The organism is Pseudomonas sp. SHLD1 (assembly GCF_028640935.1).
GTDB classification, from domain to species: Bacteria; Pseudomonadota; Gammaproteobacteria; order Pseudomonadales; family Pseudomonadaceae; genus Chryseomonas; species Chryseomonas aestiva.
On sequence record NZ_JAQZAD010000023.1, the window covers coordinates 39,988 to 63,447 of the forward strand.

Annotated in this window: 22 protein-coding genes, 1 tRNA gene and 1 pseudogene; 7 read left to right on the plus strand and 17 right to left on the minus strand. The window is 62.4% G+C overall.

Annotation, left to right across the window (positions count from 1 at the left end):
* Positions 1–698: 698 nt before the first annotated feature.
* Positions 699–956, minus strand: coding sequence for a hypothetical protein (locus PVZ77_RS16260; protein ID WP_273807579.1), 258 nt, complete (start codon positions 954–956; stop codon positions 699–701).
* Positions 957–1,405: 449 nt separating this feature from the next.
* On the opposite strand from PVZ77_RS16260, the gene PVZ77_RS16265 reads away from it, so the two are divergent.
* From PVZ77_RS16265 to PVZ77_RS26125, 3 genes are all read left to right on the plus strand, one after another.
* Positions 1,406–3,340: a DUF4214 domain-containing protein gene (locus PVZ77_RS16265; protein WP_273807581.1), complete on the plus strand. Its 1,935-nt coding sequence runs from the start codon at positions 1,406–1,408 to the stop codon at positions 3,338–3,340.
* Positions 3,341–3,463: 123 nt separating this feature from the next.
* Positions 3,464–5,329, plus strand: coding sequence for a MobH family relaxase (mobH, locus tag PVZ77_RS16270; RefSeq protein ID WP_273807582.1), 1,866 nt, complete (start codon positions 3,464–3,466; stop codon positions 5,327–5,329).
* 251 nt (positions 5,330–5,580) lie between these two features.
* A complete protein-coding gene (locus PVZ77_RS26125; RefSeq protein ID WP_443218129.1) occupies positions 5,581–6,459 on the plus strand; it encodes a site-specific integrase in 879 nt (292 codons plus the stop codon).
* 176 nt (positions 6,460–6,635) lie between these two features.
* On the opposite strand, the gene PVZ77_RS16275 is transcribed toward PVZ77_RS26125, so the two are convergent.
* The 15 genes from PVZ77_RS16275 to aspS form a co-directional block, all read right to left on the minus strand.
* Positions 6,636–6,711 (minus strand) — tRNA-Lys (locus tag PVZ77_RS16275).
* A gap of 60 nt (positions 6,712–6,771) precedes the next feature.
* On the minus strand, positions 6,772–7,446 hold the full coding sequence (gene queC / locus PVZ77_RS16280) for a 7-cyano-7-deazaguanine synthase QueC (protein WP_273807585.1): 675 nt from the start codon (positions 7,444–7,446) through the stop codon (positions 6,772–6,774).
* 2 nt (positions 7,447–7,448) lie between these two features.
* Positions 7,449–8,099, minus strand: a complete 651-nt coding sequence (queE, locus tag PVZ77_RS16285) for a 7-carboxy-7-deazaguanine synthase QueE (protein ID WP_273807586.1) — start codon at positions 8,097–8,099, stop codon at positions 7,449–7,451.
* A gap of 71 nt (positions 8,100–8,170) precedes the next feature.
* The gene (gene ybgF, locus PVZ77_RS16290; protein WP_273807587.1) at positions 8,171–8,998 is read right to left on the minus strand and encodes a tol-pal system protein YbgF; all 828 of its coding nucleotides are present in this window, start codon (positions 8,996–8,998) and stop codon (positions 8,171–8,173) included.
* A gap of 6 nt (positions 8,999–9,004) precedes the next feature.
* A complete protein-coding gene (gene pal / locus PVZ77_RS16295) occupies positions 9,005–9,526 on the minus strand; it encodes a peptidoglycan-associated lipoprotein Pal (RefSeq protein WP_007160328.1) in 522 nt (173 codons plus the stop codon).
* A gap of 59 nt (positions 9,527–9,585) precedes the next feature.
* Positions 9,586–10,884: a Tol-Pal system beta propeller repeat protein TolB gene (tolB, locus tag PVZ77_RS16300; RefSeq protein WP_133861224.1), complete on the minus strand. Its 1,299-nt coding sequence runs from the start codon at positions 10,882–10,884 to the stop codon at positions 9,586–9,588.
* On the minus strand, positions 10,881–11,987 hold the full coding sequence (gene tolA / locus PVZ77_RS16305) for a cell envelope integrity protein TolA (RefSeq protein WP_252977172.1): 1,107 nt from the start codon (positions 11,985–11,987) through the stop codon (positions 10,881–10,883). The genes tolB and tolA overlap by 4 nt, the downstream gene beginning before the upstream one ends.
* Positions 11,984–12,430 carry a protein TolR gene (tolR, locus tag PVZ77_RS16310; protein ID WP_133861225.1) on the minus strand — a complete coding sequence of 149 codons (447 nt, stop codon included), beginning with the start codon at positions 12,428–12,430 and terminating at the stop codon, positions 11,984–11,986. The genes tolA and tolR overlap by 4 nt, the downstream gene beginning before the upstream one ends.
* 11 nt (positions 12,431–12,441) lie before the next feature.
* Entirely contained in the window at positions 12,442–13,134 is a 693-nt protein-coding gene (gene tolQ / locus PVZ77_RS16315) for a protein TolQ (RefSeq protein ID WP_133861226.1), read from the minus strand.
* A 2-nt stretch (positions 13,135–13,136) separates the two neighbouring features.
* Entirely contained in the window at positions 13,137–13,586 is a 450-nt protein-coding gene (ybgC, locus tag PVZ77_RS16320; protein WP_273807592.1) for a tol-pal system-associated acyl-CoA thioesterase, read from the minus strand.
* A 51-nt stretch (positions 13,587–13,637) separates the two neighbouring features.
* Positions 13,638–14,690, minus strand: coding sequence for a Holliday junction branch migration DNA helicase RuvB (gene ruvB / locus PVZ77_RS16325; protein ID WP_133861228.1), 1,053 nt, complete (start codon positions 14,688–14,690; stop codon positions 13,638–13,640).
* Between the two features lie 4 nt (positions 14,691–14,694).
* On the minus strand, positions 14,695–15,297 hold the full coding sequence (gene ruvA / locus PVZ77_RS16330) for a Holliday junction branch migration protein RuvA (protein WP_273807594.1): 603 nt from the start codon (positions 15,295–15,297) through the stop codon (positions 14,695–14,697).
* A gap of 46 nt (positions 15,298–15,343) precedes the next feature.
* The gene (ruvC, locus tag PVZ77_RS16335) at positions 15,344–15,904 is read right to left on the minus strand and encodes a crossover junction endodeoxyribonuclease RuvC (protein ID WP_007160336.1); all 561 of its coding nucleotides are present in this window, start codon (positions 15,902–15,904) and stop codon (positions 15,344–15,346) included.
* Positions 15,904–16,650, minus strand: a complete 747-nt coding sequence (locus tag PVZ77_RS16340; RefSeq protein WP_273807596.1) for a YebC/PmpR family DNA-binding transcriptional regulator — start codon at positions 16,648–16,650, stop codon at positions 15,904–15,906. The genes ruvC and PVZ77_RS16340 overlap by 1 nt, the downstream gene beginning before the upstream one ends.
* Before the next feature lie 103 nt (positions 16,651–16,753).
* Complete coding sequence (gene aspS / locus PVZ77_RS16345; RefSeq protein WP_273807597.1) at positions 16,754–18,529, minus strand: aspartate--tRNA ligase; 1,776 nt, start codon at positions 18,527–18,529, stop codon at positions 16,754–16,756.
* 212 nt (positions 18,530–18,741) lie between these two features.
* Between aspS and PVZ77_RS16350 the strand changes: the two genes are divergently transcribed.
* The 3 genes and pseudogenes from PVZ77_RS16350 (at position 18,742) to PVZ77_RS16355 (ending at position 20,023) form a co-directional block, all read left to right on the plus strand.
* Positions 18,742–19,212, plus strand: coding sequence for a Dps family protein (locus PVZ77_RS16350; protein ID WP_132832088.1), 471 nt, complete (start codon positions 18,742–18,744; stop codon positions 19,210–19,212).
* Positions 19,213–19,246: 34 nt separating this feature from the next.
* Positions 19,247–19,687 (plus strand): annotated as a pseudogene (locus PVZ77_RS25920) (cold shock domain-containing protein membrane protein); the annotation flags it as partial.
* 120 nt (positions 19,688–19,807) lie between these two features.
* A complete protein-coding gene (locus PVZ77_RS16355; RefSeq protein WP_166655908.1) occupies positions 19,808–20,023 on the plus strand; it encodes a cold shock domain-containing protein in 216 nt (71 codons plus the stop codon).
* 69 nt (positions 20,024–20,092) lie between these two features.
* Here PVZ77_RS16355 and PVZ77_RS16360 read toward each other — a convergent pair whose 3' ends face one another.
* Complete coding sequence (locus PVZ77_RS16360; RefSeq protein WP_273807598.1) at positions 20,093–22,183, minus strand: LTA synthase family protein; 2,091 nt, start codon at positions 22,181–22,183, stop codon at positions 20,093–20,095.
* Positions 22,184–22,500: 317 nt separating this feature from the next.
* Here PVZ77_RS16360 and PVZ77_RS16365 point away from each other — a divergent pair, with 317 nt between their 5' ends.
* Positions 22,501–23,460 (plus strand): AAA family ATPase, encoded by a 960-nt coding sequence (locus PVZ77_RS16365; RefSeq protein WP_133862363.1) that lies wholly within the window; start codon positions 22,501–22,503, stop codon positions 23,458–23,460.

Genomic DNA, 23,460 nt, shown 5'->3' on the forward strand with positions numbered 1-23,460 from the left:
CGCCTGAGAATCCATGCTATCTCGAGACGACTATGACTATCGGAGACAGAAAATTTCACGTATGCAACATTCTTCACCATAAACTGAGGATCACCACCAGGGCCCAAATACGCACTGATGCTTGCTCCAGGGTGCGAGTGATCGGTGGGCTTGGAAAGCGTTACCTGGCTAAGCGGCTGGAAGAGGAAGAGGAAGAGGAAGAGGAAGAGGAAGAGGAAGAGACTCTAATGGAACAGAGACGCTCGACCCAAAGCATTCAGGGCTCCGCTTGGTGAGAGATTCCGACAGACGTATAGCTACCGCCGTTTTGGTGCTAGGAAACCTAGTGATTGGGATTGCACTGCTCTCATCTTTCTATGACTTTTGGTAGCTATCTAGGCTGAGCGCCGGTAGTCACCTTCTGTAGACTGCACCCTGACACCAGACTGCCACTGGGGACGTAAGCCCGCCTGCTCACGGCATGAAGGTAGGTGCAGCCCAGAGGCCGAGAAACAGTTTCAGGCCCGTCCATGGCAGCTAAATCCCAAGAAGTCAGAAGCGTCCGAATAGGCCTACATCTCCGCCAGTTAACACGCCGCCATCTGCGTCGCGCGATTTCCTGATCGATCTATACTCAGGCTTTGGGCTCGGTCGGCCCCCAAGGCATTGAGCCAAGGCCAGCACAGGAGTTCTGGCCTTTTCTTTGGGGCTTAGTGCGCTCACATCCGGCTTGCCATGAGAGCCGTGTCGGCTTCGAGCGGGAGATGCGACCCTTTGCGCCGCAACTCATTGACCGCATGCAGGATGATCATATTGGTCTGGCCAATATCTTTCATGATTGACCACTCGATGACGCGGGATACCATCGCGGGCACTGAGGGATCCAACAAGCAGACAAGCCAGCCGTCAGCGCGCCAATCCAAAAATGATTTCACCGGTGGATCCAGCGCTTCCAAGCGCTCACGTAAGCTATCCATCTTCTAGTCCTCAGTCGACATCACGCTACCTCAGGCTAGTCGAGAACGGATAGGTCGCAACGAGCTATCGCAAAAAGCAGGTAGGAATGGAGGCAACGATCCGTTTGCCATGAGCACTCATGCGCTGGATGGCCGTCGGCGCTGATGCTCTTGCTGGGAGAGCCCTTTTGCTTTGAGTAACTCGATTGATGTAGCTCGATCCCGATGTCTAACTTTCGGGGGTTACTTCATGGCTGCGAAGAGCAAAGGGTACAGCGTAGCTTGCGAGTATCTTGCTAGATATCCTACCCCACCGATGATCGCCTCATTGGGCGACGCCCCATGGGAAGACTACCCAACTGAGCAAGCTCATCTTCCAGACGAAGCGCTCTAGATAACGGTTATCGCGATTATATATTCTTCACGTCACCGTATTCCGCTCATGGAGGAGACCTAATCGAGATCTCCCTATGAGCGATCTGTACCGCCCGTTTCCTGCTACTGGTAATCCTGTCGTCGATGGCCAGCTGACTGGCAACGCCTGGAACACTCAGGCCTTGACCTATAGCTTCGCCTACGGCGATATCAATCAGAATGGCGTGCCCGACTTCAATGAAGGAGACTGGCAGGATTTCTACCGCGAGATCCTGGCCAACGCCAGCGCCTTCACCAACCTGACCTTCACCCAAGTCGCCGAGCCCGGCAACATCAACTTCCGGCTACGCGAAGGTGGCGGCGGCGAGGCTGGCGTACCGGCGCCTGGTGTGACCAGTGTCGACTCCGTGGTAGGCATCGATGCCAATGTGCCCGGGTCTGCCGCCGTCGTACGGTTGGGCACCTATTCGGAAACCTGGTTTCACGAACTGGGGCATTCGCTGGGACTCAAGCACCCCCACGACGAAAGCAATGGCATCGCCCCACTGCCGGGCGTGACCGACCCCGCTAGCAAAGGCACCGGTCACCTCAATTCCCAGATCTACTCGGTGATGGGGTACACCTACCCCTTCTGGGGCGAGGACAACCCCTTCACACCGCAAGTGGATTTCGACACTTCACTCAACGCCCAGCCGGGTTCGTTCGGCGCACTAGACATTGCGGCGCTGCAGGCCATGTACGGCGCCCGCCGCAGTGCGACGGGCAATGACGTCTATACCTTTAATGACGATGTCGATGCCAACCGTGGCTATACCACGATCTGGGATACCGGCGGGATCGACGAGATCCGTTACACCGGTACTAGCCGCGCCAAGCTTGATCTTCGTCCCGCCACCCTGCAAGCGGAAGTGGGCGGTGGCGGCTGGCTCTCCACCTCGGAAACCCTCACCGGCGGCTTCACCATCGCCCAAGGCGTGACCATCGAGAACGCCACCGGTGGCCAGGCGGCCGACTTACTCATCGGCAACAACAGCGGCAACCAGCTCAAGGGCCTGGGTGGCAATGACCGGCTACAGGGCCTTGCCGGCAATGACATTTTGGAGGGCGGCGATGGCGACGATGTCCTGGAGGGCGGCGCCGGCAACGACCAGTTGTTCGGCGGCAACGGTAACGACACGGCTGTCTTCTCCGGCGCCCGCAGCCTCTATTCGGTCCTGCAGCAGCTCAATGGCGTGCTGACCTTCACCGACCTGCGCAGCGGCTCCCCGGACGGGCGGGACAGCGTGCTCGGGGTTGAGAACTTCCAGTTCGCCGACGGGGTGCTCAGCCTCGCGGCGCTAAATCCGGGGCAACCCTCGCCTGGGGATGGGCCGACCCCCACGATTTCCGTGGCCGACCCCAGCATCCCTACCGTCGTCCTATCTCTCCCAGGGCTGTCCTCCAGCCAGGGCGACTTTCTCGTGGCACTCTATGTGGCGGCCTTCAACCGTGCGCCCGATTTCGCCGGGATCTCCTACTGGTCCGGCGAGGTAAGCAGCCAGACCGGTGCCGGCCTATCCAGCGCTAGTGCTCTGGGCAAGGTAGCCGCCAGCCTCTATATGGCCGGTCAGCAGAACGGCGAGGCCGGGACCCAGCTCGACAACGGTGCCTACGTGGACTTTCTCTACCAGAATGTCCTGGGCCGCCCTGCCGATGCAGCGGGCTTGGCCTACTGGACAGTCGACCTGGACAGAGGCGCACCCCGTGACAGCTTCATCGCCACCTACCTGACCGCCGCCCTCGAACACCAAAGCGATGCCACGCACCTCGCCGCCCGCGTCGCCGTAGCCAAGTACGCTGCGCGCATTGATCAGGCAGGTGGCCAGCCTGATCTTGCCGGTATCCTCACCACAGTGAGCGATGGTCAGTCAGCCCAGACGCGAATCAATCAGCTACAGCAAGAGCACCCAGACATCGAACTAACCCAAGGCCAGTCATCACTCGCGCTGATTGGGCAACCGAGCGACTCGATGTCATCGCATATCGGTTAGTGACATCGAGCTTAATCATGGCCAACTGCCGCTCTAACCTCCTGAGGAGTGATAGCGGTTTACCATTGTCCGCTCGCCGCCGCTGATCGACAACGCAGGCCCAAGAACTACCAAGGGCATGCCATGTTCGATCTATTTTTCAGGAAGAAAGCCCCACCCTCCACGCCTCCAGACTCCGGCAAACAGGGCTTCACACCGCCGTCTGCGGGCAAGGACCTACTGGCACTTCCCCGCCGCCAGAAGCTCATCGAGAACATCTGGCAGCGGACTTCGCTGTCGCGCGAGCAATTCGCCTCGCTCTACCGCGCGCCCCTCGAACGCTACGCGGACCTGGTCCAGCAGCTCCCAGCCTCTGAAAATCACCACCACGCCTATCCCGGGGGCCTGCTCGATCACGGCCTAGAGATCGTCGCCTATGCCCTGAAGATCCGGCAGAACTACCTCCTCCCCATTGGTGCACCGCCTGAGTCGCAAGCAGCACAGGCAGAGGCCTGGTCAGCTGCCGTCGCCTACGGCGCCCTGCTCCACGACCTGGGCAAGATTGCTGTCGACATCGAGGTCGTCTTTCAGGACGGCAAGCTCTGGCATCCCTGGCACGGCCGCATCGAAAGCCCCTACCGCTTCCGGTACGTCAAAGGCCGCGACTATCAGCTCCATGGCGCTGCCTCAGCACTCGTCTATTTCCAGGTCTTGCCGCCACACGTGCTGGACTGGCTCAGCGGCTACCGCGAGCTCTGGTCATCGCTGATCTTCGTCTTGGCCGGGCAATACCAGCACGCAGGTGTATTGGGGGAAATGATCGTCCAGGCTGACCAGGCGAGTGTGGCTCAGGAGCTCGGCGCGAACCCACAGCGCGCGATGGAGGCACCCAAGAATACGATCCAGCGTCAGCTGGCCGACGGGCTCCGCACCCTGGTCATAGAGAAGTTCAAGCTGAACCAGCCAGATGGGCCATCGGATGGGTGGCTGACCCAGGATGCGCTATGGCTCGTCAGCAAGCCTGCCTCAGACCAGTTGCGGGCACTGATGCTCTCCCAAGGCGTAGAAGGTATTCCAACGTCGAACGCCCCATTCTTCAACCTGATCCAGGACCAGGCCATCATTCAGGTTAACGCTCAGGACAAGGCTATCTGGAAGGCAACGATCGACACCGGCCACGGCTGGAAGAATACCTTCACCTTACTCAAGGTATCCCCCGCGCTTATCTGGCCAGATCCTACAGATCGACCAGCTCCATTTACCGGCATTTTCACACTTGAGCAGCCGGAAGACACCGAGCTAGATCAGCAGCGGCCTGCACCTGCGAGCGATATCACTACGCCATCATATCCGATACCACAAACCGTGACGCATGTCACATCTTCACAAGAGGTGTCCTCATCCGAAACACTGCCGCCGCCCGCATTCCAGACCGGTTTGAACCCCATGGACGAGACCCTTGCACTAGCAGATGAGCTCTTCGGTGAAGCAGCTTCATTTTCAGAAATTCCAGTTTCTCAGTTGCTCCCTGACGTCACCGGAAACAACTTCACTGATTGCATCGCCGAGCACCTATCTGAAGAGGCAATTTTGGCCAAGGACGCAGCTGATCTCGGCCAAGCTTTCATAGCTTGGGCGCGGCAGGGCGTGCTTTCACACACGCTGGTGATCAACGATGCCAAAGCAATGATCCACACAGTGGATGGCACTGCGTTTCTCGTCAGCCCCGGATTATTCAAGCGCTATGCCTTGGAGCATCCTCACCTACAGAGGGAAGCCGAGGCGAGAGGGATTGAAACCTGGCAGCTAGTTCAACGCGGATTTGAAAAACTCAAAACTAACCGCAAGACACCGGACAATCTCAATATATGGACATGCGAGGTCATCGGTCCGCGGAAATCCAAACTGCTCAAAGGCTATCTTTTGAAGGACCCCGGTGCAATCTTCACGCATCCACCATTCGATAACATTAGCCTGCGATTGCAGGATATGGGAGCTAGCGAAAATTGAATATCCTCGATATCGCTAGCGCATACAATGATACTCACGATCTCAGGCCAGCAACTAGAGTTATCTACCTAGCAGCAGCCCGGGCATTAAGCAGAAGATTTGGCGATGACGTCGAACTCGAAAAGCTACATCATCGAGATGTTTTGATCTGGCGCAAGGAGGCCTTGGATTCAGGCTTAGCCAAGCGTAGCTGGAACACGTACGCCAGTCATCTCAAAACGCTTTTCGGATACGCCATTTCTCAAGACCTATTGACGCTCCGTAAAAACCCCTTCACTGACACCTCTGTAGTTCCACCCAGAAAGCGGAAAAAAACTGTACCTCATGAGGCCATTACTCAGGGCCGCAACCAGCTTATCAGGCTACAAGAGATCGAACGGGTATCAGGCGAACGTAGCAGCATAACCCCAGCTTGGTTCTGGCTATCTGTCTACGAAACCTTTCACTATACCGGAATTCGCCTGAATTCTTTATTAAGTATACAGAGACGAGACGTCTGCCTAAGACGTAGAACTATTAATGTTCGAAGCGAAGGAGACAAGACTCACAAAGAGTTTCTCCTACCCATTCCTGGACCTCTTTATGAGTACATAGACCGCATTGTAGCGTGGGCAGACTCTCTGCATTTCAAAGCCACGGACCAGCTATTTAACGTTAATAGGTTCTCCTCGCATTACAGACGAGAAACTATGGATATTAATCAGATTGAGGCAATGTATAGAAAGCTGACGGCGATAGTAGGGACTCGGATGACTCCCCATCGGTTCAGGCACACCCTGGCGTCCGACCTAATGCGACAAGCGGATCGCAACATTCACGTGGCCAAGGCCCTGCTGAACCACTCGAGCATCGCTACCACGATGGAATACATAGAGACGGATCCACACCAGATGCGTCATGTCCTCGAAGAACGTGCCGATAAGGTACCGAGGAACCTGATCGCTCGAGTGGATTGCAGCGCGCAGCAATCCCAGGAACAGCGACTGGATCAACCTAAGCCACCCCCTCCCCTACCCTTTCAGCAACCAGGGAGCATCTCCGGACCCTCCACGCCAGAAGCGTTCGATCAGCTCGCAGAATGGATCAGCAATGGGACGAGACCGCTTACAGCGATAGTAAGGCGTGGATAGCTACACAGCGCAGCTGACGTACGAAATTGCGCCGAGGCCATGCAGCGCAAGGCTCGGGGCGCCAGCTGATTCAGTTTGACATCATCAAACCGCGAGGCTAGATTCCGCCACAGACGGCTGCTTGTTTAGCTGCGAGAACGCAAAAACCCTCCATTACGGAGGGTTTCTGGTGAAGATGGTGGGTCGTGTGGGATTCGAACCTACGACCAATTGGTTAAAAGCCAACTGCTCTACCGACTGAGCTAACGACCCGTTAGTGGCCGCCATTCTAGCGATTTTCTCAGGAGAATCAACACCCTAGATGAATTTTTTTTACTGGTAGCGCGTGGGGTCGGAAATTCCCGCCGCCTTGAAGCCTTCGGCACGCAGGCGGCAGCTGTCGCAACGGCCGCAGGCCTTACCTTCGTCGTCGGCCTGATAGCAGGACACGGTCAGCCCATAGTCCACGCCCAGCTGGCTGCCAGCCTGGACGATCTGCGCCTTGGAGAGGAACTGCAGCGGGGCTTCGATCTTGAAGCTATCCCCTTCCACGCCCGCCTTGGTGGCGAGATTGGCCAGGCGCTCGAAGGCTTCGACGAATTCGGGTCGGCAATCCGGATAACCGGAGTAGTCCACCGCGTTCACCCCGATGAAGAGATGGCGGGCACCAAGCACCTCGGCCCACCCCAGGGCCAGCGACAGGAACACGGTGTTGCGCGCCGGCACGTAGGTGACGGGAATGCCCTCGCCCGGCGTCTCCGGGACGGCGATATCCGGATCGGTAAGCGCCGAGCCGCCGATGCCGTTGAGATCCAGGCCGATCACCTTGTGCTCGACGACTTCCAGCTGACGCGCCACGCGCTCGGCGGCCTGCAGCTCGGCTCTATGGCGCTGGCCGTAGTCGAAGCTCATGGTGTAGCAGGCGAAGCCCTGGGCCTTGGCCATGGCGACGATGGTGGCGGAATCCAGGCCGCCAGAAAGAAGGATGACCGCTTTAGGCTGATTCATGCTCAGTGTCCCGGCTCGTCGTTCCAGAGAATCTTGTGCAGCTGCAGCTGGAAACGCACCGGGAGGTTGTCCACCACGATCCACTCCGCCAGCTCACGTGGCACCACCTGGCCATGGCTGGGCGAGAACAGTACCTCGCCCGCACGCTGTTCCAGGCGATACTCGATCAGCTTGGAAACCGCCCAGTCATAGTCCTCGCGGGAGCAGATGACGAACTTGACCTGATCGTTGGGCGTCAGGTGGCCAAGGTTGGCGTACAGGTTGCGCCCCACCTCCCCCGACCCTGGCGTCTTGAGATCGACGACCTTGCTCACGCGCACGTCCACGCCACTGACATCCAGGGCGCCACTGGTTTCCAGGGACACCTGGTAGCCCGCTTCGCACAGTTGCTCGAGCAGCTTGAGGCAATTGGGCTGGGCCAGTGGCTCGCCACCGGTCACGCAGATGTGCCGCGGCCGGTAGCTCGCGACCTGCTCCAGGATGGCATCCAGGTGATGGATCTCGCCGCCGGTGAAGGCATAGGCCGTGTCGCAATAGTGGCAGCGCAGGGGACAGCCGGTGAGGCGGACAAAGACGGTGGGAAGACCGGCGGTGCGGGCTTCACCCTGGAGCGAATAGAAGATTTCGGTAAGACGTAGGGTATCTTTTTGCATGGAAGCCACGGGCGTGACGGCTACACAGGCCATCCGCCTCCGTTGCGGTAGATAGAAGAAAAAAGCCTGCGCTAGGGCAGGCTTTTCAGATCCCGCTGCGCCAGCTGCGCAGCGGAGGTTCCGGGATACTGGCTGATGACCTGCTGGTACATGCCCTTGGCCCGATCGGTGCGGCCGAGCTTCTGCTCCACCCCACCCAGTTTGTACAGCGAATCCGGCACCTTGTTGCTGGTGGGATAGGCCTGACTGACCTTGGCGAAAGCCTGGCCCGCGGCCTGCAGATCGCCCTTGGCCAGATTCACTTCACCCAGCCAGTATTGGGCGTTGCCGGCGTACTGGCTGTTGGGATACTTGCGCAGAAAAGCGTTGAACGCCTGACTGGCCTTGTCGAAATCCTTGGCTTTGATCAGATCGAAGGCAGCGTCGTAGTACAGCTTTTCCTTCGCCGGATCGCCCGGTTCGCTGCTGGCGGCCGGTGCCCCTGCGGAAGCTGGCGGAGTCGGCGTATTGTTGGCCGCGATGGCACCGCCCTGGGTGGCACCCGCAGCGCCTCCGGCACCTGCACTGGCAGGAGCGGAAGAAAGCTGGGAAATACGGCCATCCAGATCCTGGTAACGATCCAATCCTTCCTGCTTGAGCTGGCGGATCTCGTTTTCCTGAACCTCGACCTGGCCACGCAGGCGCGCGATATCGTCCTGCATCTGTTGCAACTGCATGAACAGTTGACCCATGCCGGAAACGGGAGCCCCGTTTCCGGCACTGGCCGCGCCTGCGTTGCCATAGCCTTGCCCAGCGGACTGGGCAACGCCATAACTACCATCCTGTACGGGAACCTGAGCCCCGGCTACAACCGGTACACCGAGGGTCAGGGCGATCAAGAACTGCAGGCGCTTGGACATCGTTTATTACTTCTTCAGCTCGACGCGACGGTTCTGAGCCCAGGAAGCCTCGTCGTGACCGACGGCAACCGGACGCTCTTTACCGTAGGACACCAGCTCCAGCTGAGCCGGGGACACGCCCTGCAGCACCAGGTAGCGCTGAACGGCCTTGGCACGACGCTCGCCCAGCGCCAGGTTGTACTCGCGGGTACCGCGTTCGTCGGTGTTGCCTTCCAGGACGACGCGCTGGCCGCTGGCCTTCAGGTCACGGGCGTGAACGTCCAGAGCGCGCATGGCTTCCGGCTTCAGGTCGGAGCTGTCGTACTCGAAGTAGAAGGTGGTGATGGCGCGCAGAGCGGCTTCGTCACCCATGCTGCCGTCGACGGCACCCGAGTTGGCGCCGTAGCCAGCGTTCGGGTCGACAGCACCGGCGCCAGCGCCAGCACCAGCGCCTTCACCGGAGGCGTCGCCGCCCTTGGAGGAACAGCCCACGGCCACGGCCATGGCCAGAGCCAGTGCAGCGAACTTGCCGAATTTCAGCATTTCCATCATGTAACTCCTAAAAGAACCGCAATGTTGGTGTAACTAAGGACTTTTCTAATTAGCCGTCAGTTCAGGTAAGGAGACCAGGAAGGCTCGCGCACGTCACCCTGGGCGGTGGGAATAGGAATCCGGACGCGACCATTGATGGAGACAAGCATCAGTACGCCTCGGTCCTGCTGGCGGGTGGCGTAGATTAGCATGGTGCCATTGGGCGCAACAGTGGGCGAATCGTTGAGGCTGGTGTTGGAAAGTACCCGCACAGAGCCGCGTTGGAGGTCCTGCGCAGCGATCTGGAAGTTGGTGAAACCTTCCTGACGATGCACCATGACCAGGGTCTTTTCATCCGCCGAAAGTTTCGGGTTGGCGTTGTAGTTACCGACGAAAGTCACGCGCTCAGCGCCCCCGCCATTGGCACTGGTCTTGTAGATCTGCGGCTTGCCGGAGCGGTCGGAGGTGAAATAGATGGTCTGGCCGTCCTTGCCCCAGAAGGGCTCGGTATCGATGGCGGAGTCATTCGTCACGCGACGAATGGCACGCGAGCCGAGATCCATCACATAGATCTCGGGGTTGCCATCCTTGGACAGCACGAAGGCCAGACGATTGCCATCGGGCGAAAACGCCGGCGCGCCATTCAGGCCTTCGAAGTTGGTCAGCTGCTCGCGGCGACCGGTGTCGATGTACTGCATGAAGATGCGCGGACGCTGCTGCTCGAAGGAGACGTAGGCGATGCGCTTGCCGTCCGGCGCGAAACGCGGCGACAGGATCGGCTCGCGCGACTGCAGCAGGGTAACGGCGCGCGCACCGTCATAGTCGGCGCGCTGCAGGGTGTAACGGGTGTTGGTGGCGGAGAAGCGCTCGGCGGTCACATAGAGGATACGCGTCGAGAAGGCACCTTTCACCCCGGTCAGCTTTTCATAGGCCTGGTCCGAAATGAAGTGCGCCATGTCGCGCAGCTGGTCGGTGCTGCCGCCGACGTTGCCGGTGAGGACCTGCTGCTCGGTGGAGACGTTGAACAGGGCGTAGCTGATCTGCAGCCGGCCACCGTTGGGCACGACGTTGCCCACCAGCACGTAGTTGGCGCCCAGCGCCTTCCAGTCACGGAAGATGACTTCGCTGGCCTGGCTTGGCTGGCTCAGCATGTTCTGGCGCGGAATCGGCGAGAACACCCCGGAATTGCGCAGGTCGTCGCTGACGATATTGCCCAGGTCTTCCGGCAGCGGCTGACCACCCTGCCAGCCGAAGGGCACGACGGCGATCGGAATGGCGCGATCACTACCGCTGGAGATCACCAGCGGATCGGCCGCCTGGGCGGAGCCCACCACCAGGACCAGGCCCAGCAGGATGTAACGGATCAGGGTGTTCACAGACTCAGGTCCTCCGGTTTGAAGATCATGCGGCGCTGACGGTACAGCTGATCGAAGGTCTTGCGATCCAGCTGCTGCAGCTCACGGATACGACCGACGTTACGCACGGCCGATACCGCTGAATTATCGAATTCCTTGTTGCCACTGGAGCGGGTCACCGTCGCGCTGGTAATGGTGCCGTCGGGCAGCATGTTGATCTGCACCTCGACGCTCATGCCGTTGCGCGCCGACTGCGGACGCGTCCACTGCTCGCTGACCAGACGTACGATCAGGTCATCGAAGCTCGATGCCACCTCGTCGCCCTGCTCTTCGGCCAGTGCCTGCTGCCGCTGGGTATCATCGGACAGCAGCTCGGCCAACGCCTGCGCCTTCTTGTCTTCCGCCGCCTTGCGTGCAGCTGCCTGGGCAGCCTTCTTCTTGGCGTCGTCCGCCGCTTTCTTCTTGGCGGCCTCGGCTGCAGCCTCTTTCTTGGCCGCTTCTGCCGCCGCCTTCTGCTTGGCCTCTTCCGCCGACTTCTGCTTGGCCGCTTCGGCCGCCGCCTTCTTGGCCGCCTCGTCGGCTGCCTTCTGCTTGGCGGCTTCGTCGGCCTTCTTCTTGGCGATATCCGCCTGTTTCTTCTGCTCGACAGCCTGCTTGGCTTCCGCAGCCGCCTTGGCGGCCTCGGACTGTTTCTCGGCCTCAGCCTTGGCTTCGGCGGCTTTGGCCGCCGCTTCCGCTTGCTGCGCCTTTCGAGCGTCGTCGGCTTTCTTTTGTTCCGCGGCCTGTTGCTGGGCTTCCTTCTGTTGCTGAGCCGCCTTGGCCGCCGCCGCTTCGCGCTGGGCTTCCTGTTGCTCGCGACGCTGCTCCAGTTGCTCCTGCTCGTACTGTTTGGCCGCGGTCTTCTTCGCCTCCCCCGCCAGTTTCTGCTCGGTCTGCACCTGCGCGGAACTCTTGGACTTGAGCTGGACCAGCGTGGCCTGGACGACCGGGCGCGACTGGGGCAATTCGGGGGTGAAGGCAAAGCTGACAAACAGCAGGCCGAAAATCAGCACATGCAGGGCGACTGCCCAGATGACCGGCCAGAAATAACTTTCGGACGACGAACGCTCGCGGTGTCGCATCAAGGCGCCTCGGTAATCAACCCGACGTTGGGCACGCCGGCCTGTTGCAAGGCACCCATGGCGCCGGCGACGACACCGTAGTTGGCAGCCTTGTCACCCCGGATGAACACCTGGGTGTCCGCCCGCTGACGCATGATGGCACCGACCTGCTGACTCAGTTGGGGCAGCGACACCGCGGTCTCGGACTTGGCCTTCTGATCGGTATCCACCTCGGAACCGACGTTCCAGTAGTAGGTACCGTTGGCCTTCACCGAGACGGTGAGGATCTGCTTGTCGTTGTCTTGCGGCAGGGCCTGACTGTCGACCTTGGGCAGGTCGACCTTGACGCCCTGGTTGAGCATGGGCGCCGTCACCATGAAGATGACGAGGAGCACCAACATCACGTCGATGTAGGGCACCACGTTCATCTCGGCGACGGGCTTGCGTTTCTTGCGGCGAGGGACCATGGGATACCTCTTTATTCGTCGCTGGTGTGGACTTTGCGGTGCAGGATGGCCTGGAATTCGTCCGCAAAGGTGTAGTAGCGGTTGATCAGCATTTCCGAGCGGGCAGCGAAGCGGTTGTAGGCCACGACGGCGGGAATGGCGGCGAACAGACCGATGGCGGTGGCGATCAGGGCTTCGGCGATGCCGGGAGCCACGGTGGCCAGGGTCGCCTGCTGGGCGGTGGACAGCCCGCGGAAGGAGTTCATGATGCCCCAGACGGTACCGAACAGACCCACATAGGGGCTGGTGGAACCGACGGTGGCCAGGAACGGCAGGGCCTGATCGAGTTTTTCTTCCTCACGGGAGATGGCGACGCGCATGGCGCGCGAGACGCCCTCCATCACGGCATCGGGATCCACGCCGGGCTGCTGACGCAGGCGGGAGAATTCCTTGAAGCCGGCGCGGAAGATCTGCTCGACGCCGGAGTCCGGATCGGGGTTGCTGCCGGCCTGGCGATACAGCTTGGACAGATCGATGCCCGACCAGAATTTCTCTTCGAAGGCATCCAGGGAACGCTTCGCGGCGCGCATGGCATTGCCACGCTGGATGATCATGATCCAGGACGTCACAGAGGCTGCGACCAGGATGAGCATCACCAGTTGCACCACCAAGCTGGCGTTGGCGATGAGGCTCCACATGGACGTATGGTCGACGTTGGGTTGCACGCTTAATCTCCTGATTGAATTGACGCCGGATTTCCGGCAAGAACCGTTCGCATGGCTTCGGGCATCGCCCTGGGCCTGAAGCTGTCAGCACGCACGCAGGCGACCGTCACCCACCCTTCACAGAGCAGGACATCGTCCCTGGCGCGCCGGACCTCCTGGTGAAACCTGAGGCTGGCGCGCTTCGCCTCGACCACCTCGGCCCCGATCAGCAACTCGTCATCCAGTCGCGCGGGCGCATGGTAGCGCGCTTCGCTGCTATGGACGACGAACAGCAGACCATCCCGGGCGAGTTCGGACTGGGCATAGCCCAGCGCGCGCAGTCGCTCGGTGCGGGCGCGTTCCATGAACTTGAGGTAGTTGACGTAATAGACGATGCCGCCGGCATCGGTATCTTCGTAGTAGACACGACACCTGAGGACGGACGGCGACGGGCTCCGCGATTGCGCGTGCATACTCTAGAACCTAGCCTCGCCGTTGCCAATCAGAAATGTTCGCAACTGCATTTAATTACCATTGACCTCGAACAGATCGGGTGTACCACCCTGGGCCAGACGCGTCGGCAGATTGAGCCCGAAGTGCAGATAGGCATGCCGGGTCACCACCCGTCCGCGCGGCGTGCGCATGATATAGCCTTGCTGGATCAAATAGGGTTCCAGCACGTCTTCGATGGTGTGACGCTCTTCGCTGATGGCGGCAGCAAGGCTGTCGACGCCCACCGGGCCACCGTCGAACTTGTCGATCATGGTCAGCAGTAGCCGGCGATCCTGGTGATCGAAACCCTGGGCGTCGACGTCCAGCAGATCCAGGGCACGACTGGCGATGTCATGGCTGATGTGACCCTGCCCGCGCACCTCGGCGAAGTCCCGCACCCGCCGCAGCAGGCGATTGGCGATCCGCGGCGTGCCGCGCGCCCGGCGGGCGATTTCCATGGCTCCTTCGGCTTCGATGGCGAGACCGAGGATACCGGCCGAGCGAGTGACGATGGTGGCCAGGTCCGCGGTGCCGTAGAACTCCAGACGCTGGACGATCCCGAAGCGATCGCGCAGCGGATTGGTCAGCATGCCGGCGCGCGTGGTCGCGCCGACCAGGGTGAAGGGCGGCAGATCCAGCTTGATGGAACGAGCCGCCGGACCCTCACCGATCATGATGTCGAGCTGGTAGTCCTCCATCGCCGGATAGAGCACCTCTTCGACGATGGGCGACAGCCGATGGATCTCGTCGATGAAGAGTACATCGCCCGCTTCCAGGTTGGTCAGCAGCGCGGCGAGATCGCCCGGGCGCTCCAGCACGGGGCCCGAGGTGCTCTTGAGGGAAACCTGCATTTCCTGGGCGATGATGTTGGCCAGAGTGGTCTTGCCCAGGCCGGGCGGACCGAAGATCAGGGTGTGGTCGAGGGCCTCGCCCCTGCCCTTCGCGGCCTGGATGAACAGCCCCATCTGGTCGCGCACCACCGGCTGGCCGATGTAGTCGGCCAGGCGCACCGGACGGATGGCGCGATCCTGGAATTCTTCACGGTCGCGGCCAGTGCCCGAGATGAGGCGATCGGTTTCTATCATGGGATCAGACCATGCCCTTCAGGGCGCGACGGATGAGTTCCTCGCTGGAAAGGTCGTCTCCTTCCACCGCGGCGACGGCGCGACTGGCTTCCTGAGGCTTGAAGCCCAGGGCGACCAGGGCGCTGACCGCATCGGCCTCGGCACTGGCCACGACGGCGGCCTGGTTCGGCAGGACCAGGGGGGCGATGCCGGGCAGGCTTTCCCAGGCCTTGAAGCGGTCCTTCAGCTCGACCAGCAGGCGCTCGGCAGTCTTCTTGCCCACCCCCGGCACCTTGACCAGGGCGGCCGTGTCCTGGGCTTGCACACAGCGAACCAATTCATCCACCTCGAGACTGGACATCAACGCCAGGGCCAGCTTGGGGCCGACACCATTGAGCCGGATCAGCTCGCGAAACAGCTCACGCTCGCGCTTTTCCCCGAACCCATACAGCAGGTGCGCATCTTCCCGTACCACGAGGTGGGTATGCAATGTGACGATTTCACCCTGGGCCGGCAGCCGATAAAGGGTCGTCATGGGCACTTCGACCTCGTAGCCGACTCCGCCCACGTCGAGCAGGAGATGCGGCGGCTGCTTTTCCGCCAGGGTGCCACGTAGACGACCGATCACAGGGTTACCTTCCTAACGTTGGAGCGAGAGGGTTGAGCGAACAGGACTAGAGCCGCAGACGACCGCCACGGCGGCGGGTGGCCAGCAGGCCATGAGGCACCAGGCTCTGCCGGGTATGGGCATGGCACAGGGCGATGGCCAGGGCATCGGAGGCGTCGATCTGCGGCTTTTCGGTCAGCCGCAGCAGGTGCATGACCATCAGCATCACCTGCTGCTTGTCCGCCCCGCCGTTGCCGACCACGGCCTGCTTGACCTGGCTCGCGGTGTACTCGGAGATCTCCAGGCCACCCTCGGCGCCGGCGACAATGGCCGCACCCCGGGCCTGACCCAGCTTGAGCGCCGAATCGGCGTTGCGCGCCATGAACACCTGCTCGATGCCCATGGTGACCGGCCCGTACTGGGCGATGACGTCGCGCACGCCGCGATAGACGATCTGCAACCGCTCGGGCAACGGACCGTTTCCCGTACGGATGCAGCCGGAGGCCACGTATTCGCAGCCCCGCCCGGTGTCGCGCACCACGCCGAAGCCGGTCAGCCGCGAGCCCGGGTCGATGCCCAGCACCAGGGTGCCGGGCGCATCGGGCGGCAGGCGCTCGTAGAGGGACATCAGCCGAGCTGCGCCATGACATCCTCGGGGATGTCGGCGTTGGAATAGACGTTCTGCACGTCGTCCAGGTCTTCGAGCATGTCGATCAGCTTGAGCACCTTCTGCGCGGTGTCCAGATCCAGGGTCGCGGAGGTCGAGGGGATCATGGTCACCTCGGCTTCGTCGGCCTTGTAGCCGGCGGCGGTCAGGGCTTCGTTGACGGCGATGAAGTCGGCGAAGCTGGTGAAGACGTCGATGGAGCCATCGTCGTTGGCCACCACGTCGTCGGCACCGGCTTCCAGGGCGGCTTCCATCAGGGCGTCTTCGTTCAGGCCGGGGGCGTAGCTGATCTGGCCCTTGCGCTCGAACAGATAGGCCACCGAACCGTCGGTACCCAGGTTGCCACCGCACTTGTTGAAGGCGTGGCGGACTTCGGCCGCGGTACGGTTGCGGTTGTCGGTCATGGCTTCGACGATGATGGCGACACCGCTCGGGGCGTAGCCTTCATAGGTCAGTTCCTCGACGTTCTCGCCTTCGCCGGCACCCACGCCGCGGGCGATGGCCCGGTCGATGGTGTCACGGGTCATGTTGGCGGTCAGCGCCTTGTCCACCGCCAGGCGCAGGCGGGGGTTATCGGCTGGAACGCCGCCGCCCTGGCGCGCGGCCACGGTCAGCTCACGGATGATCTTGGTGAAGATCTTGCCTTTCTTGGCATCCTGGCGTTCTTTGCGATGCTTGATGTTGGCCCACTTGGAATGACCGGCCATAAGCTACTCCAATGTCTTCGAAGACGGCACCGGCGGCGAGGGCCGCGGCGCACTGAAAAGGGAAACGGAGGGCATCCACCCGGGCGCCCTCCGCCGATAGGACTTATTCCGCCTTGGGCTGCTCGCGCAGGCGGATGTGCAGCTCGCGCAGAGCCTTGGCATCGACGGCGCCGGGCGCCTGGGTCATGACGTCGGCCGCGCTCTGGGTCTTCGGGAAGGCGATGACTTCACGAATGGACGAGGCGCCGGTCATCAGCATCACCAGGCGATCCAGGCCGAAGGCCAGGCCACCATGGGGCGGTGCGCCGAACTTCAGGGCATCCAGCAGGAAGCCGAATTTCTCTTCCTGCTCCTCGGCGCTGATGCCGAGGACCTCGAAGACGGCCTGCTGCATCTTCTTGTCGTGGATACGAATGGAACCGCCGCCCAGCTCGGTGCCGTTGAGCACCATGTCGTAGGCCCGCGACAGGGCTGCGCCCGGATTGGCCTTGAGCGCCTGCGGGTCGCACTTGGGCGAGGTGAAGGGGTGGTGCATGGCGGTCAGGCTGCCATCGTCGTTTTCCTCGAACATCGGGAAGTCGACCACCCACAGCGGCGCCCACTGGCAGGTCAGCAGGTCGAGGTCGTGGCCGAGCTTGATGCGCAGCGCGCCCAGGGCTTCGGAAACGACCTTGGTCTTGTCCGCGCCAAAGAACACGATGTCGCCATCCACCGCGCCGACGCGGTCGAGGATGACATCGATGTTGTCCAGCGGGATGTTCTTGACGATGGGCGACTGCAGGCCCTCGACGCCGGCGGCGCGCTCGTTGACCTTGATGTAGGCCAGGCCCTTGGCGCCATAGATGCCGACGAACTTGGTGTAGTCGTCGATCTGCTTGCGCGGCATGCTCGCCCCGCCCGGTACCCGCAGGGCGGCGACGCGGCACTTGGGATCGTTGGCCGGACCGGCGAAAACCTTGAAGTCGACGTCCTTGAGCTGGTCTTCCACGTCCACCAGTTCCAGCGGGATGCGCAGGTCCGGCTTGTCGGAACCGAAGCGACGCATGGCTTCGGCCAGGGTCATGTGCGGCAGCTCGCCGAACTCGACGTCCAGCACTTCCTTGAACAGGTTGCGCACCATGGTCTCGGTGATGTCCATGATGTCTTTTTCATCGAGGAAGCTGGTCTCGATGTCGATCTGGGTGAATTCCGGCTGGCGGTCGGCACGCAGGTCTTCGTCACGGAAGCACTTGGCGATCTGGTAGTAGCGATCGAAGCCGGCGACCATCAGCAGCTGCTTGAACAGCTGGGGCGACTGCGGCAGGGCGAAGAAGCTGCCGGGATGGGTGCGGCTGGGCACCAGGTAGTCGCGGGCACCCTCGGGGGTGGCCCGGGTCAGGATCGGGGTCTCCACGTCGAGGAAACCGTTTTCGTCCAGGTAGCGGCGGATGCTGGAGGTGATGCGCGAACGCAGCTTGAGCTTCTCGGCCATCTCCGGACGACGCAGATCGATGAAGCGATAGCGCAGGCGGGTCTCTTCGCCGACGTCGGTGTACTCGTTCAGCGGGAACGGCGGGGTTTCCGCCTCGTTGAGCACTTCCAGCTCGTAGCCCAGCACCTCAATGGCGCCGGAGGCCATGTTGGCGTTGCGCGCGCCTTCGGGACGCAGGCGCACCTTGCCGGTGAGCCTGACGACGTACTCGCTGCGCACGCGGTCGGCCTTGGCGAAGGTCTCGGCGCGATCCGGATCGAACACCACCTGGGCCAGGCCTTCGCGATCGCGGATGTCGAGGAAGATGACCCCGCCGTGGTCACGGCGGCGGTGGACCCAACCGCAGAGGGTGATTTCCTGGCCGTCCAGGCTCTCGTTCAACTGGCCGCAATAGTGGCTGCGCATCATGGTCGTGGTTTCGCTTCTCTAGAACAGGCTGAATGCGTGGAGGCGCCGGGCCCGCAGGACCGGGCGCTCGACTGAACGGGAGATTCTATATCATTCCGTATCATTGTATCGAACATCGCGGTGCCACTCACGACCCAACCACTGGCTAAACGGCCAGCGGTTCTGTGGTAGCCTCGAAGCCCTTCGCAAACCACCGCACAGGAGCTGCACGCATGGAAATCAACATCGGAATCGCCGAACAGGATCGTGCCCAGATCGCCGAGGGCCTGTCGCGCCTCCTGGCCGACACCTACACCCTGTATCTGAAGACCCACAACTTCCACTGGAACGTGACCGGGCCGATGTTCAACACCCTGCACCTGATGTTCGAGACCCAGTACACCGAGCTGGCGGTCGCCGTGGACGACATCGCCGAGCGCATCCGCGCCCTCGGCTTCCCGGCGCCGGGCACCTATGCCGCCTACGCCCGGCTGTCGAGCATCAAGGAAGAGGAAGGCGTACCGGACGCCCAGGAGATGATCCGCCTGCTGGTGCAGGGCCAGGAAGCCGTGGTGCGGACCGCCCGGGGCATCTTCCCGCTGCTGGACAAGGTCAGCGACGAGCCCACCGCCGATCTGCTGACCCAGCGCATGCAGACCCACGAAAAGACCGCCTGGATGCTGCGCAGCCTGCTGGCCGCCTGAGTCCGGCCACCGTCGCGGGCCGCAGCCCGCGACGGTGCCACGATTGAGCGGCCCTCACCTTTTGGGTTTAATAAGGACGCGCTTTTCGCGCCGGGTCATTCCGCTGTCGGGCATCGCTCCGGCAGTTTCGGCAGACCCGTGTTATCTATCCCAAGGTGATTTCACATTGAACACGTTATCTACTGTCCATGTCGTGGTGGGCGCCGCTGCGCTCCTGTTATCGGCGATTCCCGGACTGCAGTCCGACACCTCGTCCTTCGATCAACCCGAGTCCATCCACCTGGCCCTGCTGGGTCTTGCCACCCTCCTCTTCACACCCTTCTCCCGTAGCCGCAGCAGCGGTGCCCAGAAACTCGCCAGCGCCCTGCTGGTGCTCGCCGTCGTGGCCCAGACCTTCATCCTGCTGGCGCCCCTCGAGCAGATCGGCGGCCTGCCGGCCGAGCTGCTGCCGCTGGGTCTGACCCTGGTCGCCGCCCTGGCCAGCCTGCCGGAGAAGTTTCGCGCCCCGGCCGGCAGTACCCCGGTAATCGATGCCGAGGCGCGCCCGCGCCAGGTGGCGCGTCCGGTGCCCGTTGCGGCCGCCCCGGCACGCCCGCTGGCCGATGACCGCGAGCGCGGCACGGTGAAGTGGTTCAATACCTCCAAGGGCTTCGGCTTCATCTCCCGCGACACCGGCGACGACATCTTCGTGCACTTCCGCGCGATCCGCGGCGAAGGCCATCGGGTGCTGATGGAAGGCCAGCGCGTGGAGTTCTCGGTGATCCAGCGCGACAAGGGGCTGCAGGCCGAAGACGTCATCATCGCCGCCTGATCCCTCCGTCAATGAAAAAGGCCGCCCTCGGGGCGGCCTTTCTTTTTGGGCGAACGTCAGGAACAGGCGTTACTGGCGCTGAGCCTCGGCGGCCTTGCTGTCGGTCATGCCGGTGGTATTGCCCAGCAGGCTGGCGGTAGCGGTCTGGATGAAGGCTTCCAGGCGCTTCTGCAACTCGGGCGCGCTGGCGTCGCCCTTGAGCACCTCGCCACCGGCCTGGGTGCCCAGGTGATAGCGATAGAGCACGGCGTCGCGATCACGCGGCTTGACCAGGATGCGATCGCCGGTGACCAGGGCCACGGTCTGGTCGCTGCCCGACGGCTTGATCACCGCCACGCCCGGATCGCCCTGGGGCAGGCCCAGCAGGTCGCGGCCCCAGCACTGGTGCTGGGTCGGCCGGCCGAAGCGGGCCAGCACCGTGGGCACCACGTCGATCTGGCTGCCCACGGTGTCGCGCCGGGTGCCAAAGGTTTCCTGCACGCCCGGACCGATCAGCAAGAGCGGCACGTTGAAGCGCGACAGGTCCATCTCGGTGATCTGCTCGTTGTTGCCGAAGCCGTGGTCACCGACGATGACGAACAGGGTGTCCTGGTACCAGGGTTCGTGCTTGACCTTGGCGAAGAACTGCCCCAGCGACCAGTCGGCATAGCGCATGGCGGTGAGGTGCTCGTCGAGCGAGCCGTGACCGGTGACCGGGGTGACCGGCAGGTCCTTGGGGAGCGCATAGGGGGTGTGGTTGGACAGGGTCTGCAAGAGCGCATAGAAGGGCTTGCCGTCCGGCGCCTTGGCCAATTTGTCCAGTTCCTGCACCGAGCGGTCGAACATGTCCTGGTCGGAGACACCCCAGGTCGGGTCCATGAACACCGGATTGACGAAGTCTTCGCGACCGACGAAGCGGGTCATGCCCTGGTTGCTGAAGAAGCCGGACTGGTTGTCCCACTGGAAGTTGCCGTTGTAGACGTAGACGTCGTTGAAACCCCGGGTGCTGAGCAGTTGCGGCAGACCGGAGAACTGGTGGGCGCCCTCGGGCATGCGCATCAGGTACTCGAAGGCCGGCAGATTGGGGAAGCAGGCCATGGTGGCGAACATGCCCTGGTGGGTGTGGGTGCCGTTGGAAAAGAAGCGGGTGAACAGGGTGCCCTGCTTGGCCAGGGCGTCGAAGTTGGGGGTGATGCCGTCTTCGCTGCCCAGGGCGCCGATATAGCGACCGGCCATGCTTTCCATGAGGATCACCACCACGTTGCGCACCTTGGGCAGCTGGCCGTCGGTGGGCGGGGTGTAGATCCGGCGGACGGCGGCCTTGTCCGCGTCGATCAGTTCGTCACGCGGGGTCAGCAGCAGTTGCCGAGTGGTGGCCAGCGCCTCGGCGACCGGCATGGTGGCCTTCCAGCTGTTGTCGCGGTGATCGGAGAAGCTGTTCTCGGCGGCATTGATCAGGGTCAGGGTGCCGTTCAGACCGAGGTGGTTGGCGAACATCGAGTCGGTGGTATAGGCGTCGCCCCAGCGCAGCGGCGGCCCGGATCTCAGGGTGCCACGGGCGGCGACGACCGCCACCACCAGGCAGAGCATGAAGACCGCGCCCCGGCGATACCAGGCGGCCGGTCGCGCCGCGGCATGACGCCGGGTGGCCCGCTCGACGCCAAAGAACACCAGGCCCAACAGCAGGGTCGCCACGGCCCAGGCCAGCAGCAGGCGCACCACCGGGAAGCCGTTCCAGATCATGCTGGTGACGGTGTGCAGGTCTTCCTGCATGTACTGGAACACCAGGCTGTTCAGGCGCTGGTGGAATTCGCGATAGAAATTCAGCTCGCCGACGCCCAGCAGCAGGCAGAGGCTGGCGGCCAGGGTGAACCACCCGGCCTGCAACCGGCGCGCGGCCATGGCTCTGGCGCTCAACAGACAGAGCAGCGAGGGCACGCAGATATAGACCACCAGGCGCAGGTCGAAGCGCGCGCCGTTGAAGAAGGCCTCGGCGAAGGTGGCGAAGGGTGAATCGCCGATCAGGTCGGTGTTGTAGCCCAGCAACGCCAGGCGCAGCAGGGTGAACATGACCAGCAGCGCCAGGCCGCAGCCCAGGACGAAGCTCAGGTGGCTACCCAGCGTCGGCACCGGCCGGATGCCGGGGGTGCGCGGGGATTGGGGGACTTCCGTTTGCGACATGAAAACACCTTGTCAAAAGCAGCAGGGATTCGCGGCGCGTGGCCAGCGGCTCGGGATCGGCCACGCAGAGGCCTCGGGCGCGGTCGGCAGGCGTGGGAGTTTAACCCTCCGGCGCGATCGCGCCAGTCTTGGCCGCTCGGGCTTGGCCGAAGCGAGACCTCCACCGCGCCGTCAATCGCCCAGCCTGAGCAGGAGCTCGTCAAAATTTCGTCAAGGACTGCTCTGGTTGCGACGTCAGCACAGGCATGGGCGGCAGCCGCCGCTTGCAGTAAAATCCAGCACCCTTGACCGCTCCAGTGCCGTATTCAGGATGTCCCATGGCTCACCGTGACGCTCTGCAGATGCTTCGCACCTACCTGACCAGCCAGATCCTTGGCCAGGAAACCCTGGTGGAGCGCCTGCTCATCGCGGTGCTGGCGGATGGTCATCTGCTGGTGGAAGGTGCCCCGGGGCTGGCCAAGACCAAGGCCATCAAGGACCTGGCGGAAGGCCTGGAGGCCGATTTCCACCGCATCCAGTTCACGCCCGACCTGCTGCCGGCCGACATCACCGGCACCGAGATCTATCGCCCGGACACGGCGACCTTCTCCTTTCAGCAGGGGCCGATCTTTCACAATCTGGTGCTCGCCGACGAGATCAACCGGGCGCCGGCCAAGGTGCAGTCCGCGCTGCTGGAAGCCATGGCCGAACGCCAGGTGAGCATCGGCCGCACCTCCTATGCCCTGCCCGACCTCTTCCTGGTGATGGCCACCCAGAATCCCATCGAGCAGGAAGGCACCTATCCGCTGCCCGAGGCCCAGCTCGATCGCTTCCTGATGCACGTCAAGATCGGCTACCCCGACGCCTCGGTGGAGCGTCGCATCCTGGCCCAGGCCCGCGGCGAAGCCCTGGACGGCGAGACCCTGCCAACCGAGCGCGTCACCCAGGCGGAGATCAATGCGGCTCGTCGCGAGGTGCTCGGGCTGTACATGGCCGATGCCGTGGAGGAATACCTGGTCCAGCTGATCATGGCGACCCGCACCCCAGGGCGCTTCGACCAGGACCTGGCGCACTGGATCACCTATGGCGCCAGCCCGCGTGGTTCCATCGCCCTGGATCGCTGCGCCCGCGCCCATGCCTGGCTGGCCGGGCGGGACTTCGTCAGCCCGGAGGATATCCAGGCGGTGGTCTTCGACGTCCTGCGCCACCGCGTCATCCTGTCCTTCGAGGCGGAAGCCGCCGGCATCGATCACGACCGGGTGGTGCAGCGCATCCTCGATCTGGTGGCCGTGGCCTGA

Excerpts from the sequence above, each read along its gene's own strand:
- PVZ77_RS16260 (WP_273807579.1), bottom strand. The coding sequence starts at position 956 with ATGGATAGCTTACGTGAGCGCTTGGAAGCGCTGGATCCACCGGTGAAA.
- PVZ77_RS16265 (WP_273807581.1), top strand. The coding sequence starts at position 1,406 with ATGAGCGATCTGTACCGCCCGTTTCCTGCTACTGGTAATCCTGTCGTC.
- mobH (WP_273807582.1), top strand. The coding sequence starts at position 3,464 with ATGTTCGATCTATTTTTCAGGAAGAAAGCCCCACCCTCCACGCCTCCA.
- queC (WP_273807585.1), bottom strand. The coding sequence starts at position 7,446 with ATGAATCAGCCTAAAGCGGTCATCCTTCTTTCTGGCGGCCTGGATTCC.
- queE (WP_273807586.1), bottom strand. The coding sequence starts at position 8,099 with ATGCAAAAAGATACCCTACGTCTTACCGAAATCTTCTATTCGCTCCAG.
- ybgF (WP_273807587.1), bottom strand. The coding sequence starts at position 8,998 with ATGTCCAAGCGCCTGCAGTTCTTGATCGCCCTGACCCTCGGTGTACCG.
- pal (WP_007160328.1), bottom strand. The coding sequence starts at position 9,526 with ATGGAAATGCTGAAATTCGGCAAGTTCGCTGCACTGGCTCTGGCCATG.
- tolR (WP_133861225.1), bottom strand. The coding sequence starts at position 12,430 with ATGGTCCCTCGCCGCAAGAAACGCAAGCCCGTCGCCGAGATGAACGTG.
- ybgC (WP_273807592.1), bottom strand. The coding sequence starts at position 13,586 with ATGCACGCGCAATCGCGGAGCCCGTCGCCGTCCGTCCTCAGGTGTCGT.
- ruvB (WP_133861228.1), bottom strand. The coding sequence starts at position 14,690 with ATGATAGAAACCGATCGCCTCATCTCGGGCACTGGCCGCGACCGTGAA.
- ruvC (WP_007160336.1), bottom strand. The coding sequence starts at position 15,904 with ATGTCCCTCTACGAGCGCCTGCCGCCCGATGCGCCCGGCACCCTGGTG.
- PVZ77_RS16340 (WP_273807596.1), bottom strand. The coding sequence starts at position 16,650 with ATGGCCGGTCATTCCAAGTGGGCCAACATCAAGCATCGCAAAGAACGC.
- aspS (WP_273807597.1), bottom strand. The coding sequence starts at position 18,529 with ATGATGCGCAGCCACTATTGCGGCCAGTTGAACGAGAGCCTGGACGGC.
- PVZ77_RS16350 (WP_132832088.1), top strand. The coding sequence starts at position 18,742 with ATGGAAATCAACATCGGAATCGCCGAACAGGATCGTGCCCAGATCGCC.
- PVZ77_RS16360 (WP_273807598.1), bottom strand. The coding sequence starts at position 22,183 with ATGTCGCAAACGGAAGTCCCCCAATCCCCGCGCACCCCCGGCATCCGG.
- PVZ77_RS16365 (WP_133862363.1), top strand. The coding sequence starts at position 22,501 with ATGGCTCACCGTGACGCTCTGCAGATGCTTCGCACCTACCTGACCAGC.